The following is an 18,460-nucleotide window of genomic DNA, read 5'->3' on the forward strand; positions in this document are numbered from 1 at the left end:
AAGGGACTTCTTATGCAGGTGCATTCTTCCATGTCGGGCTGGTCCGCAATGCTGCTTATGATAGTGCCTATCCATTTACAGGCGGGACCACTTAGCCTGGCTGAAGCAGAACAACGATTGGCATCGAACCGAACTGTGCTGGCACAACAAGCCGATGTCGATGCCTGGCAAGCACAACAGCGCGCCTTGAATAGCCTGAACCTGCCACAGCTGAGTATCACCATTGCCGGTATTGCCTATGAAAAAGACGTCACCTTTGATATCCCAGTGATCAATCAACCTGCTGAACTGGACGTCTTTCGCAGCGGCATTCGCTCCCAGCTGAATCTGCTCTGGCCGCTGTATACCGGGGGCCGTACTGATGCAGCTCAGCAACAAGCAGCTGCCAGAGTTACCGAGGCAGAGGCTGAACAACGACAGCTGCAGTTACAACTGTTAAAACGTTTGTTCGACTTGTATTTCTCCAACCAGATGATGCAACAGGTGGTGCAGGTTCGCCAGCAAGCCTTGCAAACGCTGGATGCGCATCTGCATAAAGCCAAACGCTTTGAACAAGAAGGCCTTATCACGCAGCTGAACCGGATGCAGGCCGAAGTTGCTCAGGCCGAAGCCCGGCGCGAGGCTGTTTTCGCTCAGCGGCAATTGAATGATGTGCGTGCCGCCCTGCAAAATCTATTGCAATTGGAGGAGCTTGGCTGCCTGAGCACCCCACTGCCCCAACCGGTGCCGCTCACCGAGTCGGCCGACTGGTTTGTCAACCAGGCTAAACGCCATAATCCAGTGTTTCAACAATTGCTGGCCAAAGACCAGCAATTAAAGCAACAGCTGCGGATTGAACAAGGCAAACGCCTGCCTGAGGTGTTTTTGATTGGCAGCTATGATTTAAATCGCTCCGCAACGCCGCTGACAGAGCCCGACTGGAGTATTGGTTTAGGTATGCGCTATCACTTCACCACGTCAGTTGACCGCCGAGCCAGTGCCAGTGTAGTGCACAGCCGCCAACAACAATTGGACCACAGTCGCCATCAGGCCGATGCCGATATCAAGCTGGCCGTCGAAAGCAGTTATCGTACCGTGCTGCTGCATCTTGAGCAATTTGAGCTGCTGCAGCAAGATCTGCAACTGGCCCGCGAACATGCCCGACTGCAGCAGCATGCTTTTGAACAAGGGATGGCAACCTCGCTGGACGTGACCGATGCCCGCTTAAGGCAGGCCGCAGCTGAGGTGCAAGCGTTGCAGGCCGCTTGTCAATACAGCAGCGCGCTGGCGCAGTTAACCCAGCTTAGTGGTCAGCCAGAACTAGTCACCAACTGGCTGCCAACCTTATTGCAGCAACAAAGCTGCCCTGCTATCTGAGGGAACTCTATGCCACTAAAAAAAATTGCCGTTGCCATTGCCGCTGTCAGCTTGCTGCTGGCTTTGTTTTGGTGGCTTTGGCCCGCGCCACAGCCAGAACTCTTGCATGGCGATGTCGAAGTTCGTGAAATTCGCCTGGCCAGTAAAATCCCTGGCCGTATCCTCAAGCTGCATGTGCAGGAAGGTGATCAGGTGCAGGCTGGTCAGTTACTGTTTGAATTGGATAGCCCCGAACTGAACGCCAAGCTGGCACAAGCTGAGGCCGCTGAAGCTGCGACCAAAGCCTTGCAAGATGAAGCCGAAGCCGGCCTGCGCAGTGAAGAAATTGAAATGGCGCGGCTCGACTGGCAACGTGCTTTGGTGCAGCAAAACCTGTATCAGTCCACCTTAAACCGTATGCGCAACCTGCATGAAGAAGGCCTGGTATCGCAGCAGCAACTGGAAGAAACACAAGCCAAATGGCAGGCCAGCGTTGATCAAGCAAGTGCCGCTGAAGCACGCTACACCATGGCAGCCTCGGGTGCCCGTGAAGAGCAACTTCGGGCGGTACAGGCTCAAAACCGCCGGGCTGCGGCAGCCGTTGCGGAGGTGGAAGCCCACCGGCAGGAAACCCGGATGTTGGCACCTGTAGCAGGTGAAGTGGCCAGTATTGTGGTCCAACAAGGTGAGTTGGCACCGGCTGGCTATCCCATCATCACGCTGGTCGATCCGACAGATGTCTGGGTGGTGTTTAACATTCGCGAAGATAAACTCAACGCACTGGTGCCAGGTACCACCTTTGAAGCCAAGGTGCCGGCGCTGAACGAAACCCTGGATTTTCGGGTGAGCAAGCTCAATGCCCTGCCTTCGTTTGCCAGCTGGAAGCAGGTTCGCGGCACACCCGGCTATGATTTAAAAACTTTCCAGTTGGAAGCCAGGCCAATACAGCCTGAACAGAAGCTTCGAGCGGGCATGACCGTGATTCTGGCGTTGGAGGACTGATGTCGGCTTTTCGGCGCAGCCTGGCACGAGAGCTGGCCCATTTGCAACACGACCAGGGCGATCGTTTTTTGACCTTGTGGTTGATGCCAGCGCTTTGCCTGTTTGTCTGGTGGATTTTTTCCGCCGGCCAGCCCGAGCAGTTACCCATTGCTGTATTGGATCAGGATCGCAGCAGCCTGTCACGTCAACTGATCCGATTGGTGGATGCTGCCCCCGGCGTGGCCGTCACGCTAAGCGCCGACGATAGCAAAGCGGCGGTGGATGCACTGCGACAGCGACAGGTGTATGGTCTGCTGATCCTGCCACAAGACATGCAGGATGACGTCTACCGAGGCCAGCCTGCCGAGCTGGTGCTGCAGCTCAATAGCCAGTACACCACCTATGCCTCAACGCTGCAACGTGGTATTCAGCAAGCCATACTGACCGCAGCTGCCGCTATCAGTGCTGATCGTCTGCAGCGGCTTGGCATCTTTGCCGATGCCAGTTTGAATACCGTGATGCCGGTCCAGGTTCTGGCAACGCCTTTATACAACGAAGGCCCTAATTACGAGGTCTTTTTGGCTGCTACCCTGATCCCGGCTTTATTTCAGATCCTGGCAATGGTGTTAACCGTTTCAGCCATTGGCCGGGAACTCAGAGACGGCACTGCACAAGGCTGGCTGGATACTGCTAATGGTTCTGTAGCCATCGCACTGTGCAGCAAGCTACTGCCTTATTTGACAGTGTTTTGCCTGTATGGCGCCGGCTATGTCTGGTTTTTTCAACAACTGGTACCCCATAGTTATACCGGCTCGGCCCTCAGCATATGGCTGAGTTTTGTACTGATGAATGCTGCCGCCATGGCCATTGGCGTGCTGCTGGTCGCACTTACCCGAAACTTTCGGATGGCGCTTAGCCTGGCAGGCTTTTACAGTGCGCCAGCGTTTGCTTATTCCGGCCAGGCGTTTCCTTTGGTCGCTATGCCGGAGCTTGCTCAATACTGGGCCAGTATTTTACCCTTGACTCATTGGTTGAAGATTTACAACCAGCAGTGGCTGGCGGCTGCGCCTTTCGTTATGGCCAGCACCCCCTGGCTGATCTTGCTGTCGATCTTCTTACTTGGCAGCCTGGTTGGCTCTCTGTTGCTGAAACGATCTGGCTTTAAACCTGAAAACTGGGGAGCACGCTAATGAGCATCTGGCAACACAGCCTGCATACCTGGCAACTGATTTTTCAGGACAAAGGCGCCATCCTGCTGCTGTTTGTCGCCGGCCTGATTTACTCTTTCTTCTACCCTTTGCCTTACCATTACGAGCAAGTAGAGTCGGTACCCGCCATCCTGATTGATCAGGATCAGAGCACCTCTTCACGCACACTGCAGCGCTTATTACTGGCCGCTCCCAATCTGGAGCTTAGGCAAATCAGCAATGATCCAGCCACGATCCAGTCGGCACTGTGGCAAGGCGATGTGATGGCTTTGATTATTATCCCGCATGGCTTCCATCAGGATATTCTGGCAGGCCGCACTGCTCAGGTGCAGGTAGCCAGTCATGGTGGCTATTTGCTGGCCGGTAGCAAAGCATTGATGAATGCCAGTGAAGCTGCCATGACCATGGGAGCCGCCATTCGTTTGCACAAGTTGCAAAGTGCAGGGTTTAGCCCGACCCAGGCCATGGACAGCCTGCAGCCACTGCAACTCCATAGCCGTGCCGTCTTTAACCCCAAGGATGGCTATGGCCATTCGATTGTGCCCGCGGTGATGGTACTGGTGATCCAACAAACACTGCTGATTGGCGTTACCTTGCTGCTTGGTCGCCAAGCTGAGCTGAAACAACTGCCTAGCGGCTGGCGCGCATACAGTGGTATGTTGCTCACCTTCAGCAGTATTGGCTTGTTGAACTCCTTGTATTTTTTCCTGGTGGCACTGCGACTGCAGCAATACGCTCAACTGGGTGCCTTACTGCATTTACTGGTGTTTTGCCTGCTATTCTCGCTATGTATCGGCTCTTTTGCCCTGCTGCTTGGCCGGCTGTTTCAAAGCCGTGAGCGTGGCCTGCAACTGCTGTTGGTCAGTGCTGTGCCTATGCTATTTATCTCAGGCTACAGCTGGCCAGCAGAGTCTCTGCCAACAGCGCTTTATTATCTGCGTTGGCTGCTGCCTTCTACCGCTGGTATTCATGGATTTGTTGGCATCAATCAGCTTGGTGCCAACCTAAGTGATATTTTACGCGAAGTAATGGCACTTACTGGCTTAAGTATCGCGTTGATTAGCTACGGCTTATGGCTGTATCGCAGCAGCGGCAAACTAAAAGCCTAAAGCGGCAGCCTCTTGCCGCTCTGGCTAGCCCTCACATTTCTCGTGTTATTGCTACTGGTTATTCACCGCCTCAATGCGCAGCTCAACAGTATGGCGCAGCCTTTGCATAACCTTTGATTCACATGCAGTCATCATTCCTTTTTAACCAGTACAAGGAGCAGCCACCATGCTGATAGCCCCCTACACCGGCAGTACCGAGTACCAGACACTCAAACAACGTCTGCACGAAGGCAAAGCCGATTTGTATCCCTTACCTGTAATACCGCCTGATAAAGACATCAAGCCAGAAATTCAACCACAGCCGATACCCGATCTGCGACCAACGCCGATACCTGAGCCCGATCGGGTGACGCTAAGCCAACCCACTGAAAAAACGGCCGCTTTAAGCCTGACCTACCGAGCAGATGGCAGAGTAGCCGAAGAAACCACCGTGCAAGCGGATTACCTGAGCCAGATGATGCAGGCGATGACCGACGCCCGTGTTGGTTTTGATCGGGAAAAGTACGAAGCACTGCAAGAGAAAATCGATGAAATCCTCGCTAAGGATGATCTCACGGCAGCAGACCGTGCCCAGATAGAAGCGCTGGAACAGGAACAGAGCCGGTTATTCGAAGTAGCTGCCAAGCGAACGGCTGAACAAACCGCCAATAAGGAAAAAGTCTGAGGCTAACTTGCGGCAAGCGGCAAAAACTGGCATCTTGCCGCCATCTTCCTGGTAACCGGAACCATAGTAGTGGAACTTATCCCCTGGTCTTTTCATACTCACTACGGCTTTACCTTGCGCGGTTACTACAGTGCACCGCGAGGAAAGCCAGTGCTGCATGTATTGCATGGCAATGGCTTTTGCAGCCGGATGTACCAACCGATGCTGCAACAGTTGGCGCAAGACTATGACTTGTTTTTATCCGATGCCCAGGGCCATGGTGACAGTGATCATGGCGGCGCTTTTATCGGCTGGAACGAGAGCGCAGAGCTAGCCCGACAGGCTTGGCTGGCCCATCGGCACCAGTATCCGGATGTGCCTCATATCGGCCTGGGTCACAGCTTTGGTGGCGTGTTAACAGCCCTGAACAATGCCAGTCATCCTGAACTCTTCCACCAGGTGATTTTACTCGATCCGGTGTTGTTTACCCCCAGTATGCTGGCCAGCATGAAAGCCCTGAGCATGGTACGGTTGTATAAACGCAATCCTTATGCCCGCGCCGCCTTAAAACGCCGCCAGCATTGGCCGGACAAAGACAGCGCTCAGCACTATCTGCAACAACGCGCCCTGTTTCGTAACTGGCAACCAGAAGCGTTGGCAGCCTATATAGAGCATGCACTCAAACCCAGCGAACAGGGCGTTAGTTTAAAATGTCAACCAGAGCGCGAAGCCGAAATTTTTGGCTCTTTCCCACGTGATTTATGGCGCCAGCTGGCAAAGCCCTGTGCCCCTACGCTGGTGCTCTATGGTGACAACAGCTATCCCTTTGTTGCCAAAGCTTTAAAAAAGTGGCAGGGGCTCAACCCAGCCATCGAGCTGCAGCAACTGCCTGGTGGTCATTGCTTTATGCAAGAAGCGCCTGAAATGACAGCCAATGCCATTCAATCGAAACTTACCTCGATCCGAAACGTCTGAAACAGGTATAATTGTTGGCATCTGTTCAATGGGAGCAAATCAGAGTCATGATAAAAACACGTATTGCCCTTTGTGTGCTGGCCAGTCTGCTGGTTTCTGCCTGTACCACCAAGCCGGAAGTCAGTAGCAGCGAGCGCCTGCCTGCCACCATAGTCCCGGTTGAGACTCTGGTGGTGGAAGAGGTACCAGACAGTGAAGTTACTCAGGCACTTGCTACCGATTTTGAGATGATTTTCATCGATCAGGATATGAGCTTTATTGGCACCCTGCCGTGCGCTGATTGCCCCGGCATTGCCTTTCATCTGAACCTGTACCGCGATGGTCGCTTTGAAATTCGCCAGGAATACCTGGAACGCAACGATATTCTGCTGGTAAAAGGTACCTGGTTGCTGGAGCAACGTACCCTGCACCTGATGAATCAGCAGCACACCTTGCCTACCTTTCAGTTTGTCAGCAATCACCGTCTGACCATGCTGGATATGGCCGGTAAGCCTATTGTCTCTAGCCTGAACTATCATCTGGATCGTGCCAGCCGCTTGCAATCCATCGATACCCGTCGCCCTATGCTGGGTTTATACCGGGTGAATGGTGACAGTGCCAGCTTTACTCAGTGTGACTCAGGCGAGCGTTATCAGGTGGCGATGACCCAACACCATATGCCGATGCTGCGCAATTACCGCCAGGATCCGCAACTAAGCGGTAAAGCGGTAATAGCTACCCTGACGGGCCGGCTTGGCAATGGCAATGACAGCACCACCCTCTTTATCGACCAATTTGAACAATTCTGGCCTGGCGCCAACTGTCCACAACGACATGCACCTACTGCGGTACAAGGTGTAGTATGGCGAGCCGAGAAAATTGCCGACCAGTACGTGCCACAACATTTGAATGTCCGGGTGCTTTTCCGTGACAACGATACCCTCTATGGTTTTTCCGGCTGCAATAACTTTCATGCCAGCTATCGCCAACGTGCCAATACCCTTCAAGTTAGCCCATTGGCGATGACTCGCAAGTTCTGTGAAGATAGCAGCCGCATCGAAACTGCGTTTACCGAACGACTACAAACGGCTGATCGAGCCGAAGTGAACGGCAATGCGCTGCAATTGTTTAAAGACAACCAGGTTATTATGCAGCTGGTGCCTGCGGCCAATTAACGCTTGGCAATAGTACCGATAGCAAAACGCCGGCAATTGCCGGCGTTTTTATCAGAGCGATATGCAACTATCCATTCATAGTTCGATAATGGGATAGCCTAACTCTTCAAGTTGTGGCAGCACTTTATCACGCTCTCCGACTACCACAATCACCATCTCTGCGGTATCAAGATACTGCTTTGCCAACTGATTGATACGCTCTTGGCTGATGCTTTCTACCAACTGATTACGCTGTTCAGTAAACTCAGGGCCACTGCTAAACTCCAGCATTTGTGCCATGAATCCAAGCTTGGCACTGGGCGTTTCGTAGCGTAACGCCTCTGACTGATTGATAGCATTGCGCATAAACTGCAGTTCTTCCGCAGTAATACCGGACGAGCGATAGTGATCAATCTCGTGCATAAACTCCCGGATAGAAGCGGCGGTCACATCGGCACGCACTGAAGCTGATGCCGTAAATAAGCCTGAGAACTGATCACCCGAGAACCAACTGCGGGCACCGTAGGTGTACCCTTTGTCTTCGCGCAGATTCAGGTTGATCCGGCTGTTGAAGGCCCCCCCAAGTACAAAGTTCATCAAGGTTGCTTCGTAAAACTCTCCTGTCAGATCACGTGGTAGAGCTGGCCGTCCAATGCGGATATCGGAGTGCGGCGAATTGTCTTTATGCACCAGATAGACAGTGGCTGTTTTGACCTCAGGGTGTTCCACCATGAACTCAAGCGCGGCTCCTTTACCTTGCCAATCTGCCAGCAAACCAATCAGCACTGGGCTTAACTCAGGCTCGGACAGATCGGAAACAGCTATTAGCTTGCCACCTGCGGGCTTGAACTGCTGCTGATAATAGGCTTGGATATCCTCGACTGTCATGGCAGCGATGCTTTCCAGGGTACCGATGCCAGGTAAGGCGGCAATGCTGTCGCCATACATCAATTGACGATATGCATTATTGGCCAGGAAACTACCATCTTTTAAGCTGTGTTCTAATCCTTGTAAAGCTTGCTGTTGCAACCGCTTAAAATCCTCCTCTTTGAAAGCCGGCCGCAGCAGAATTTCTTCTACCAGCTCCAAAGTGGCCACCAGGTTCGAGGTAAGGCTGGAAATAAAGAGATTGATGTCCTGATCGTTGGCACTGGCTCGTACGGTACTACCCAGTAGATCCAACGCCATACTGATCGCTTCAGCACTAAAATTCTGTGTACTTTCACGCAGCATCGCGGCAAGCATTGCTGCCAGTCCAGCTTGCTCCGGGCTATTGTAAAAATTACCAGCCGGTATTTTCAGCAACAATGCGGTAGTGGGTGTCTCGTCATTTTCAGTGGCAAGCACATCAATGCCATTGGCCAGTTGCATGCTCCAGGTTTCCGGAACACGAATGGCAGGATTTGCCCCCGCCACCGGCATCACACTGCGGTCAAAATTATCCACCGCGCGACGCATCGGCAAATCTGCCAACTGACTTTCGCTGACATCCAGTTCAGGGTCAAAGGTACGTGGAGTAAAATTGTCCTCGGCAGCAATTAAATGCAATTGACCGCGCGGTACCACACTCATAATGACCCCTGGCTGCTCCAACACATACTGCCGATAGACCCGCAGTACATCGTCTTCCGTAATGGCCTGATAGCTCGCCAAAATATCAGCGATACGATCCGGCTGCTTGAAAAAGGTTTGGTTGTAAGCCAACTGGCTGACTTTGCCGGATACACTTTGCAAGCCAAAAATACTGCGCGCTTCAATCGCAGCTTTAGCTCGGTTTAAATCGTTATCCAACACCCCACGCTGCTGAATATCCGCCAGATTTTGCCGGATAATGGCTTCGATATCAGCCAGACTCTTCCCTGCCGCTGGATGTGCCAATGCCATCATGGTAAATGTGCAGGCCAGCTCCATGCAGCTATGACCGGCACTCGCCTGCACAGCAAGACTGGGACGAACCAAGCTCTGATAGAGTAATGAGTTATTACCCGAACCAAGAATGTCAGCCAGCACATTGAGTGCCGGGGCATCGGGGTGACCAGCATAGACGGTTGGAATACTGATAAATAGCAAAGGAAGATGAACGTTATCTTCCATCGAAATGTAACGGTTCTCCGAAAGTCTGGCTGGTGATTTCTCCATAGCAGTTACTTCAGGTCCCCGTGGGATAGGACCAAAGTATTTTTCCACCAAAGGCAACACCTGCTCGGTGTCCACAGCGCCACCTATAGTCAATACCGCATTATTAGGCCCATACCAGCGCAAAAAAAACTGCTTTAAATCGGCCATGGTGGTGCGATCAATGTCATCCATATGGCCAATCACCGGCCAGGAATAGGGGTGGCCGAAATCATACATAGCTTGAGATACCCGCTCCCACAGCCGGCCATAAGGGCGATTATCCACCATCTGACCACGCTCATTCTTTACCGTGGCCTGCTGCACATCAAACTGCTCTTGTGTGACTGCATCAAGGAAAAAGCCCATTCGATCAGCTTCTAACCAGAGCATTTTTTCCAACTGATTTACCGGCACGGTCTGAAAGTAATTGGTGCGATCAGCATTGGTAGTACCGTTTAAAGTACCACCGGCCTCGGTCACAATTTTAAAGTGCTCTTCATCCGCTACATTTTCAGAGCCTTGAAACATCATGTGCTCAAAAAAGTGAGCGAACCCGGATTTACCCAGCTCTTCCCGGGCTGAACCGACATGGTAAGTGACATCAACATGCACCAGTGGATCCGAGTGGTCTTCGTGAATGATCACGGTCAGGCCATTGGCCAGTTCAAATTTCTGGTAAGGGATAGCCACCACATCATCAGCAGGTTGATGCTGTTCAATCAGTGGTATACCACCTGGCAGTGAGCTGCTGTATTGGTGTGCGCAGGCGGCCACCCCAATCGCGCACAAAGCGGCGAGTGTCAGTTTAGATAATTGCAAAAGAAGCTCCAGCTTGGATGTCATTTTGTTAACGATTTAATCACAGCGCACTGCTGTTGTTAAGGCAATAAGTTGTAACAAAGTATATCCCGTCACAACGCAGAATTCATTGCTCGTTCAGTTGCAAAGCACTATGCTGCTTTAAACTCTTGATGATTGGGCCATTATGCGTCGTTACTTTCGTATTTTCAGCCTAAGCCTGACCTTACTGCTTGCTCTGCTGCTGGCAGCCTTTTTGTGGCTGCAACATCAGCTGCGTCAGCTTCCAGTCACTCATCTTGATTACCAAATCAGCAACTGGGGCCTGCGTAAATTACAACTGGAGCATCTGAGCTTTGATTATTTGCTCGATGAGAGCCCGCTTCGCGTTGAACTCAAGCAGTTGACACTTGGCTGGCACTGGCGTAACTGGCGGCCACAACTGAATCAGTTAAGCATGCAGCAGCTTGCCCTCAGATTAAAGCAACTGCCTGCCACAGCAGAGTCGCCAGCTAGTACTGCCATGGAAATGCCCACCCAGTGGCATTGGCCTGGCTGGCTGCCAGCTCAGAGCCATATCGACCAACTGCTGTTGGACCTACCTTGTGGCGAGCAACGGTGCCACTACCATGGCAGCCTGAAACTGGACTCTACCGACCAACTGAGTGCTAACTTGCAGCTGGCACCGCAGCATCAACCCGACAAACAGCTGACAGTGAAACTGGGTTATCACTTGCAACAGCATTGGCCTGATATTCACTTGCAATTACAAATCACAGATCTGCTGCAACTGGAGCTGCTTAGCAGCCTGCAAGCAGCGCAAGCGGATGCCATCCAGGCACACTGGCAAGGCGATATGACGCTTACCCTTCAGCCGCCACCGGCTTGGTTACTGACCGAACTTTCGCAATGGCAAGTGACACTGCCCGAAGCCTGGCTGCAACAATTTCAACAGGACGTCACCGCCAGCAGCCAGTGGCAGTTTGTCGTACCCAGGCACATTAGCACGCAGCCATGGCAACAGCTGACCGGTTCCATGCAGCTTCAGCTCAGCAGCCCAAGTCCTTTATATCTACCTGAGTTTGGCCTGATAACCGCTGAACTGCAGGCCAGTGCCGAGTTTCACCAAGGACAGTTAGCACCCTTTCGCCTAGCGGCTGGCGGTAAGTTAAGTGAACTGCAATTGCCAGGGGCGCTGACCGAACTTGGCTTTCAGGCTGAACCGCTGTTTTGGAGCCTAAGCAGTCAGCATAGTGAAGCTTTAAGCCTGTCTGAACTGCCTCTGCAGTTCCTGGTTGCATCCGCAGATCGCAAACAGCAACTGAGGGCTGAGTTTCAACTGGATCTTCCAGAGCAGCAAGCCATCATTGAGCAGCTGCATCTGCAACTGGCGCAGAATGAACTCCAATCCGGTGACTGGCAGCTAAGCCAGTTGCAACTGAACAGCAGTCTAAGCGGCGTGCTTAGTGCCGATTCGATTGAGCTGGTTAGTCTGAAGCCTTTGCAGCTACAAGCTGTAGTGCAAAACCCGGCATTGGAGCTAAGCTTAGCCCGCATTAATATTGAGCTGGATGAGTTAGATCTGTCCTCTTCAGGCAATGAAAACCAGCCAGCTTTCAGCCAGCAAGGTTTTTCGGGCAAAGCTTCACTGAGTGCCAAACAACTGCTGTATCCTGCACTGAAACCGCTGGACTGGCAATGGCAAGGACGCTTGCATGCCAGAAACAGTCAGAGCTGGCAGTTTACTGCGAAAGGCGAACTGAGCGCCTCTTCCGGCCTGGAGTTTCAAACGGACTTACACGCCGTTCCAGACACTTTGTCACTGAGCTGGCAACTGGCTGATGTCTTTCTGCTAGCCGGCAATACACTGATGACAACGCTGGCTGACTGGCCTGAGCTACTGACGTTACAACGCGGACGAATCAAGCATCAGGGAGAGCTTATCGCGCCGCTGTCTGGCGAACCTTACCAGCTGTCTAGCAGCACTGAGTTACTCGATCTGACCGGTTTTTATGACACCACCCTCTTTCGTGGTCTGAGCAGCCAACTGCAGCTCAGCGCGGATGCCGTGCAGCTGCAGCTTGGCATTCCACGTCTTACTCTGCAACAGTTTGAGCAAGGCGTGGTTGGTGGCCCCTTGCAATTAGCGGCAGATTATCGGGCCCAATGGGATGCTCCGGCGTCAGGTAAGCTCGAGTTACACGACAACGAACTTATCTTGTTCAATGGCCGGATAAAATTACCGTCTATGGTACTGGATCTGGCTCAACAAGAATGGTTGTTACCACTGCACATTCATCAACTGGATTTGCAGCAACTGCTGACCCAGCACCCGACATCGGATTTAACCGGTCAGGGTTTGATTAACGGCCAGATCCCGCTGATTATTTCGGCGCGCGGAGTTGAAGTTGCCAGAGGTCGCTTGCAGGCGGAAGAGCCAGGCGGCAGATTAAGCTATCGCTCACCGCAAGCGAAAGGCATGGCTGCCACCAACCCTGGCATGAAAACGATCGTTGCTGCACTGGATGACTTCCACTACTCTGTGCTTAGCAGCGACGTCAGCTACAGCACAGATGGGCATCTAACGCTGGCACTGCGACTGGAAGGCCGCAACCCTGCCATGGAAGGAGGCAGACCAGTCCACCTTAATATTACGCTGGAAGAGAACATTCCGGCGCTGATAACCAGTTTGCAATTGACCAATCAACTGAACGAAGTGATTCAAAAACGGGTCCGGGAGCGGTTACAACGACCGCGCCAGCCTTAAGGAGGAAACACCATGTACACCAAAGTGATCACCTTGCTTGCGTTGTCGCTGTGGCTGAGCGGTTGCACCCCAACCGTCCAGGTAGCAGCGCCGACCGAGCCAATTACCATCAACCTCAATGTTAAAATTGAACACGAGATTTTAATCCGGGTCGACCGCGAGCTGGATCAGCTGTTCAGTGATTCCAGTGGCTTATTCTAAGGAGAGCATGATGAAAGCAACAACAACCTTTCGTACCCTGCTGGCGACTTTGTTGCTGGTTTTCGCCCTGCCGGTGCTGGCGATGAATCTGCAGCAAGCGATGAATGCGTTAGGCCCGGCCAAAGAGCAAGGCCTGATTGGAGAGCAGATCAATGGTTATCTGGGGGTGGTTCAAGCGAACGCAGAAGCTCAGCAAATTGTCGAGCTCATCAACGATGCCCGGCGTGCTGAGTACAGCCGTATTGCCCGCGACAACAACATCGCTGTAGCCGATGTCGAGGCCCGTGCCGGTCAACGGGCCATTGAGCGCACCCCGGCAGGCCAGTTTGTGAAGCTGGATGGCCAGTGGGTAAGAAAACGCTGACACGCACCAATGACTGACCGGCTATACAGCAGTAAGCAAATACGGGCCATCGAGCAGCAGGCTATTGCTGAGCTGGCTCAGGGCGACTTTGCGCTGATGCAGCAAGCTGCCAGCGCTCTGCTCGGTTTACTGAAGCAACGCTGGCCCAGCCGCAAAAGCTTACTGGTGTATGCGGGTAACGGCAACAATGGTGGCGATGGCTACCTGCTGGCTGCTTACGCCAAAACCGACGGCTACCAGGTGGCTATCAAATGCACAGGTGATCACAACCGGCTTCCCAAAGCGGCCCTAATGGCAAGGCAAGTGGCTGAGCAAGCCCAGGTGCCCTTGCTTGCTCCCGATGCACCATTTAAAGCCGATGTGCTGGTGGACGCCCTTTTTGGCATTGGTTTAAATCGACCAGTAGCCGGTGATTACGCCAGCGCTATAGAGCAGATCAATCGCTCTGCTGGGCCGGTACTGGCGGTTGATGTCCCTTCCGGCCTTTGTGCCGATACCGGTCAGGTGCTGGGCTCTGCGGTAAAGGCCAGTGTCACGCTGAGCTTTATTGGTCACAAAATTGGTTTATTCACAGCGGATGGGCCGGATCACTGTGGTGACTTACGGCTGGAGCCGCTGTCCATACCAAAGCATTTGCTTGCTGCCCAGGAATTTAGCGCTCGTCTGGTATCAGGGCCACAGTTACTGAGTCAACTAAAACCAAGACTCGCCAACTTCCATAAAGGCCAGGCCGGCCATGTGGTGATCCTTGGTGGTGACGCCGGCATGGCAGGTGCCCCCTTACTCAGTGCTGAAGCGGCGCTGCGCTGTGGTGCTGGTGTAGTAACTGTACTTACTCGTAAGGAGCATGTGGCAGCTTTGGTAGCACGACGGCCTGAATGCATGGTGCATGGCGTGGAAGCGCAGCAAGACTTACACCCTTTTCTGCTCAAAGCCAATGTTATTGTGGCAGGCCCGGGCCTTGGGCAACAGTTTTGGGGCCAGCAATTATTGCAGCAAGTGCTGGCGCAGAATAAAGCCGTGCTGCTGGATGCCGATGCCCTGAACCTATTAGCACACCAAGCCCCCCCTCAGGTTCAACAGTTGATCCTAACGCCTCACCCTGGCGAAGCCGCCCGCTTGCTGCAGTGCAACAATAAAGACGTACAACAGAACCGGCTTGAGGCGGTAAAGTTGCTGCAACACCGGTATCAAGCCACAGTAGTGCTCAAAGGTCATGGTAGCCTGATTGCCGACGCGCATGGCGTACAGCTGCTAAATGCTGGTAATCCGGGCATGGCATCTGCTGGCATGGGCGACTTGCTCAGTGGCATTATTGCCGCTTTATGGGCACAGGGACTAAGTGCCAGCGATGCCACGGCCCTTGGCTGTTGGCTGCACGCCACAGCTGCCGACCAGCTGGCTGCCAGTGATGGCCAGCGCGGCTTACTAGCACTGGATCTGCTTACAGAGGTCCGGGCTTTACTCAACCAGAGCAACTGCGGATAATTTCTCTAGGTTCATTGATTTCAATAACTTAATCACCTATCTTTTAGAATGTATGCGGTAATAAAGGTCAGTAATCGCACAATGCCCGCTCATTCCTCGCCCAGGCAAAAGCCTTTTTTCAGCACAAAGTGGCTGATGTTTGTTTGTATAGCCTGCAGTTTGCTCCGGGCAGCCTGGGCGCATGCCTTTCCGCCGGTACCCTCGTTATTTTTTCAAACAGGTAACCATCAACAAATTCCAGAGCATATTGTCACAGCTATCGAGCAGGATACGACCGGCTTCTTATGGATTGGTACCGCCAATGGCTTGGTCCGCTTCGATGGCTACCGTTTTCTGCGCTTTAGCCAGCAGGCAGAGTACGCCAACAGCCTGAGTGGCAACTTTATTCAGTCGCTGCTCGTGCGTCAAAATGGCGACCTGTGGGTTGCAGCGGTACCAGGCGGATTAAGCCGCTATCTGCCAGCTAGAGCAGCCTTTGAAAGGTTTGAGACCTTCCCAATTGAGCAAGCAGCCTTTTGGCACAGTGCCCAGACGCTGGCTGAAGATCAGCAGCAGCAACTGTGGGTCGGCAGTCGCAATGGCCTGGCCCGGATCCCTGCCTCTGGCCAGGCAGAGATCCTTCAGGCTCCCGAACTCACAGGCATTAATGTACGGGCTTTACTGGTGGATGCGGAGAATCAGCTATGGATTGGTCACCGCCAGGGCTTGCTTCGACTTGATTTGAATACTGAATCGGCGCAGCCCAAGGTGTTCGAGTTAGTAAAAGGTCAGAGTGTACTTAGCCTAAAAGCTGCCCCAGATGGCAGTATTTGGGTCGGCAGCGCCAATGCCGGTGTCTTCTGGTGGCAAAAGCACGACGCTGAACTCAGACCTTTTGCAGCCTCGGGCGCAGCTGACACCCCCAGCCCGGTGCATGATCTACTGCATCCAAGCGAGAATGAGGTCTGGCTGGCCAGGCTAGGCGGCATTGAACGCTGGCAGCGCACCCCAGAGCAGCTGCTTAACCGCTTTGAGCCGGATCCTTCTGATCGCTACTCCTTAGCGCATAGCGATGTACGGGTGTTGTTTCAGGATAGCAACCAATTGATCTGGACCGGCAGCTTTGGCGGAGGCTTGCAGCGCTACCAAAGCTCGCAGCAGGTGAGCATGCTGCGTTTCAGTCTGAAAGACAACCAGGGGATCTCCAGTCCAGATATCAGCAGCATCCTGGAGTTGGCTAATGGCGATATCTGGCTTGGCACCCGAGGCTCTGGCGTTGATGTGCTTCGGCCAGGAGCCGGTATTATTGCCCGTTTGCAGCCAGGCTCAGGCCCCAGACAGCTGCAGCAAGGTTTTGTCACCTCCATGGTTCAGCAACAGGATGGTAAGGTCTGGCTGGCTACCTATCCAGAGGGAATTTATCGTGTTGAGCCCCAGACCTTAGCCATAGAGCGCCTGACTCTGGCCGATGCCTTGAATGAAACGGTACGTCGCTTTTACATCGACAGCCAGCAACAGCTTTGGCTGGGTACCCAGCAAGGGCTCTATCGCTGGCAAAGCAATCTTGCCCAGCTGCGGTCTTATCCATTAATGGCAGAGCAACCTCAGGCAGATTACCTCAATGCCATTACAGAGGATGCCTTCGGTCAAATCTGGCTGGGTGGCGGTTCCGGTGGTTTGTACCGGCTACGTCCTGGCGAGGATACGGCAAAGTTGGTGCACTTTGCCAACCGCGAATCCGCTACCTTAAGTATCTTGGGTTTGCTGGCCGACAAAGAGCAACTGTGGCTGGATACTCCCCAGGGGTTGTACGTTCTCGACCAACTCAGCGCAGATCGACCCAAGTTAACGAAGATCACCAGCGGTCTGAAGCAGCATCAGGCATTTGGTGCCAACCTGCTGATGGATAGCCATGGTCGCTTATGGACCCAACAGCACCTGTACGATCCGAACAGCAAGCAAAGCTTCAGCTTGCCTGAAACCGAAGGTTTTGTGGTGGGGACCCCCTGGTTTCGTTCCTATTCCCAAAGCCGTTCTGGCCTGATGCTTTTTGGCAGTGCCGAGGGGTTACTGGTGATTGACGCCGACAACTACCAACCAACAGCTGGGTTCCCTGGCCTTACCCTGACCTCGGCTCAATTGGATGGGCAGGCAGCACCTTTGCCCGGGCAGCAACTGACACTGGCACCACACCATCGTGGTTTTAGTCTTGAATTTGCCGCCCTGGAGTTTCAGCAGCCGGATGCCATCCGCTATCGTTACCAACTGCAGGGCTTTGACCAAAGCTGGACAGAGGTCGATGCTAACCAACGCCAGCTGAGCTACACCAACCTTTGGCCCGGCCAGTATCAGTTGCAGGTTCAAAGCAGCAATACGCTTGGTGTCTGGAATCCCAAGATGCTGGTGTTGGATGTGGTGATAGAACCAAAGATCTGGCAACGACTTTGGTTTCAACTGCTTTGTTTACTGGCGCTGACCGGTGTACTGGCGGCCTTGTACTTGTGGCGAATGCAGACGGAAAAGCGCAAAGCCAGGCAGCTGCGTTTACAAGTCGCCCGTCAGCAGCAAGAGCTACTCACAGCACAAAAATTACTGATAGAAAAAGAAAAAATGGCATCACTTGGTCAGGTAGTTGCTGGTGTCGCTCACGAGCTGAATACACCGCTTGGCATTGGCATGACATCCAGCACGGTATTGCTCAATGAAACCGAGCAGATGGAACAGCTGTTTCAACAGAAAAAAATTACCAATCAACGGATGCAGCAGTTTCTGCAGCACTGCTTTGAGCACTTGAAGCTGTTGATTAAAAACCTGGAACGCAGCGCCGACCTGGTGCATCACTTTAAGCAGGTTGCGGTTGATCAAACCGCCTGTCAATTGCAGCAAATCCAGCTACCCGACTGGTTGGATGAACGCCTGCGCCCCTATCAATTGAGTTACCCCGATGTGCGTATAGAGCTTGACTGTCCCCGTGTACAGCTGCTGGTCCGGGCCCAGGCACTAGAGCAAATTGTGTTTCAGTTGCTGCAAAACTGCTGCCTGCATGCCTTTAGCGAAACCAGCGAAAAGCGGGTCATGGTGCAGTTTCACCTTCAGGGCAATGAGTGCCATTTACTGGTCCGGGATCACGGTCAAGGGATCCCAGACGAGCTGCAATCACGAGTATTTGAGCCCTTTGTTACCAGTAAACGCGGCAGTCACTGCCACGGCCTTGGCTTGCACTTAAGCTACAATCTGGCAAGCCAGGTATTAAATGGCAGCATTGAGTTGCAAAATACTGGCCCGGATGGCAGCGATTTCTTGCTGCGCTTCCCAATGCAAAGTAACAAAGCAGGCAAAAAAGACAAAGCAGGCTAAGCCA

Annotated in this window: 13 protein-coding genes; 12 read left to right on the forward strand and 1 reads right to left on the reverse strand. The window is 53.0% G+C overall.

Going from position 1 to position 18,460, the window contains the following annotated elements; genetic code table 11:
- The first annotated feature begins 30 nt into the window (after nt 1-30).
- The 7 genes from BLW37_RS06405 (at nt 31) to BLW37_RS06435 (ending at nt 7,405) form a co-directional block, all read left to right on the forward strand.
- Complete coding sequence (locus BLW37_RS06405) at nt 31-1,356, forward strand: TolC family protein (RefSeq protein ID WP_171907566.1); 1,326 nt, start codon at nt 31-33, stop codon at nt 1,354-1,356.
- A gap of 9 nt (nt 1,357-1,365) precedes the next feature.
- Nucleotides 1,366-2,337 (forward strand): HlyD family secretion protein, encoded by a 972-nt coding sequence (locus tag BLW37_RS06410; protein WP_091341165.1) that lies wholly within the window; start codon nt 1,366-1,368, stop codon nt 2,335-2,337.
- A complete protein-coding gene (locus BLW37_RS06415) occupies nt 2,337-3,506 on the forward strand; it encodes an ABC transporter permease (protein ID WP_091341167.1) in 1,170 nt (389 codons plus the stop codon). Before BLW37_RS06410 ends, BLW37_RS06415 begins: the two co-directional genes overlap by 1 nt.
- Nucleotides 3,506-4,633 (forward strand): ABC transporter permease, encoded by a 1,128-nt coding sequence (locus tag BLW37_RS06420; RefSeq protein ID WP_091341169.1) that lies wholly within the window; start codon nt 3,506-3,508, stop codon nt 4,631-4,633. Before BLW37_RS06415 ends, BLW37_RS06420 begins: the two co-directional genes overlap by 1 nt.
- Nucleotides 4,634-4,799: 166 nt before the next feature.
- The gene (locus BLW37_RS06425) at nt 4,800-5,297 is read left to right on the forward strand and encodes a hypothetical protein (RefSeq protein ID WP_091341171.1); all 498 of its coding nucleotides are present in this window, start codon (nt 4,800-4,802) and stop codon (nt 5,295-5,297) included.
- 69 nt (nt 5,298-5,366) lie between these two features.
- Nucleotides 5,367-6,251 (forward strand): alpha/beta fold hydrolase, encoded by an 885-nt coding sequence (locus BLW37_RS06430; RefSeq protein ID WP_091341173.1) that lies wholly within the window; start codon nt 5,367-5,369, stop codon nt 6,249-6,251.
- Between the two features lie 47 nt (nt 6,252-6,298).
- On the forward strand, nt 6,299-7,405 hold the full coding sequence (locus BLW37_RS06435) for an META domain-containing protein (RefSeq protein ID WP_091341175.1): 1,107 nt from the start codon (nt 6,299-6,301) through the stop codon (nt 7,403-7,405).
- Nucleotides 7,406-7,480: 75 nt separating this feature from the next.
- Here BLW37_RS06435 and BLW37_RS06440 read toward each other — a convergent pair whose 3' ends face one another.
- Entirely contained in the window at nt 7,481-10,345 is a 2,865-nt protein-coding gene (locus BLW37_RS06440) for a M16 family metallopeptidase (protein WP_425426605.1), read from the reverse strand.
- A gap of 142 nt (nt 10,346-10,487) precedes the next feature.
- On the opposite strand from BLW37_RS06440, the gene BLW37_RS06445 reads away from it, so the two are divergent.
- The 5 genes from BLW37_RS06445 to BLW37_RS06465 all read left to right on the forward strand — a co-directional run bounded on the left by BLW37_RS06445 (nt 10,488) and on the right by BLW37_RS06465 (nt 18,456).
- Nucleotides 10,488-13,067, forward strand: a complete 2,580-nt coding sequence (locus BLW37_RS06445) for an intermembrane phospholipid transport protein YdbH family protein (protein ID WP_091341178.1) — start codon at nt 10,488-10,490, stop codon at nt 13,065-13,067.
- Between the two features lie 12 nt (nt 13,068-13,079).
- A complete protein-coding gene (locus BLW37_RS06450; protein ID WP_091341180.1) occupies nt 13,080-13,268 on the forward strand; it encodes a YnbE family lipoprotein in 189 nt (62 codons plus the stop codon).
- Between the two features lie 10 nt (nt 13,269-13,278).
- Nucleotides 13,279-13,632: a YdbL family probable chaperone protein gene (locus BLW37_RS06455; protein WP_091341182.1), complete on the forward strand. Its 354-nt coding sequence runs from the start codon at nt 13,279-13,281 to the stop codon at nt 13,630-13,632.
- A gap of 9 nt (nt 13,633-13,641) precedes the next feature.
- Nucleotides 13,642-15,120 carry an NAD(P)H-hydrate dehydratase gene (locus BLW37_RS06460; protein WP_091341184.1) on the forward strand — a complete coding sequence of 493 codons (1,479 nt, stop codon included), beginning with the start codon at nt 13,642-13,644 and terminating at the stop codon, nt 15,118-15,120.
- A 135-nt stretch (nt 15,121-15,255) separates the two neighbouring features.
- Complete coding sequence (locus tag BLW37_RS06465; protein WP_171907567.1) at nt 15,256-18,456, forward strand: sensor histidine kinase; 3,201 nt, start codon at nt 15,256-15,258, stop codon at nt 18,454-18,456.
- The last annotated feature ends 4 nt before the right edge of the window (nt 18,457-18,460 follow it).

This window comes from Alkalimonas amylolytica (assembly GCF_900107845.1).
Taxonomy (GTDB): Bacteria; Pseudomonadota; Gammaproteobacteria; order Enterobacterales; family Alteromonadaceae; genus Alkalimonas; species Alkalimonas amylolytica.

What these genes read in the sequence shown, in the direction of transcription:
- BLW37_RS06465 (WP_171907567.1), top strand. Translation starts at nt 15,256, where the DNA reads ATGTTTGTTTGTATAGCCTGCAGTTTGCTCCGGGCAGCCTGGGCGCAT.
- BLW37_RS06435 (WP_091341175.1), top strand. Translation starts at nt 6,299, where the DNA reads ATGATAAAAACACGTATTGCCCTTTGTGTGCTGGCCAGTCTGCTGGTT.
- BLW37_RS06460 (WP_091341184.1), top strand. Translation starts at nt 13,642, where the DNA reads ATGACTGACCGGCTATACAGCAGTAAGCAAATACGGGCCATCGAGCAG.
- BLW37_RS06455 (WP_091341182.1), top strand. Translation starts at nt 13,279, where the DNA reads ATGAAAGCAACAACAACCTTTCGTACCCTGCTGGCGACTTTGTTGCTG.
- BLW37_RS06440 (WP_425426605.1), bottom strand. Translation starts at nt 10,345, where the DNA reads ATGACATCCAAGCTGGAGCTTCTTTTGCAATTATCTAAACTGACACTC.
- BLW37_RS06445 (WP_091341178.1), top strand. Translation starts at nt 10,488, where the DNA reads ATGCGTCGTTACTTTCGTATTTTCAGCCTAAGCCTGACCTTACTGCTT.
- BLW37_RS06450 (WP_091341180.1), top strand. Translation starts at nt 13,080, where the DNA reads ATGTACACCAAAGTGATCACCTTGCTTGCGTTGTCGCTGTGGCTGAGC.
- BLW37_RS06410 (WP_091341165.1), top strand. Translation starts at nt 1,366, where the DNA reads ATGCCACTAAAAAAAATTGCCGTTGCCATTGCCGCTGTCAGCTTGCTG.
- BLW37_RS06420 (WP_091341169.1), top strand. Translation starts at nt 3,506, where the DNA reads ATGAGCATCTGGCAACACAGCCTGCATACCTGGCAACTGATTTTTCAG.
- BLW37_RS06415 (WP_091341167.1), top strand. Translation starts at nt 2,337, where the DNA reads ATGTCGGCTTTTCGGCGCAGCCTGGCACGAGAGCTGGCCCATTTGCAA.
- BLW37_RS06425 (WP_091341171.1), top strand. Translation starts at nt 4,800, where the DNA reads ATGCTGATAGCCCCCTACACCGGCAGTACCGAGTACCAGACACTCAAA.
- BLW37_RS06405 (WP_171907566.1), top strand. Translation starts at nt 31, where the DNA reads ATGTCGGGCTGGTCCGCAATGCTGCTTATGATAGTGCCTATCCATTTA.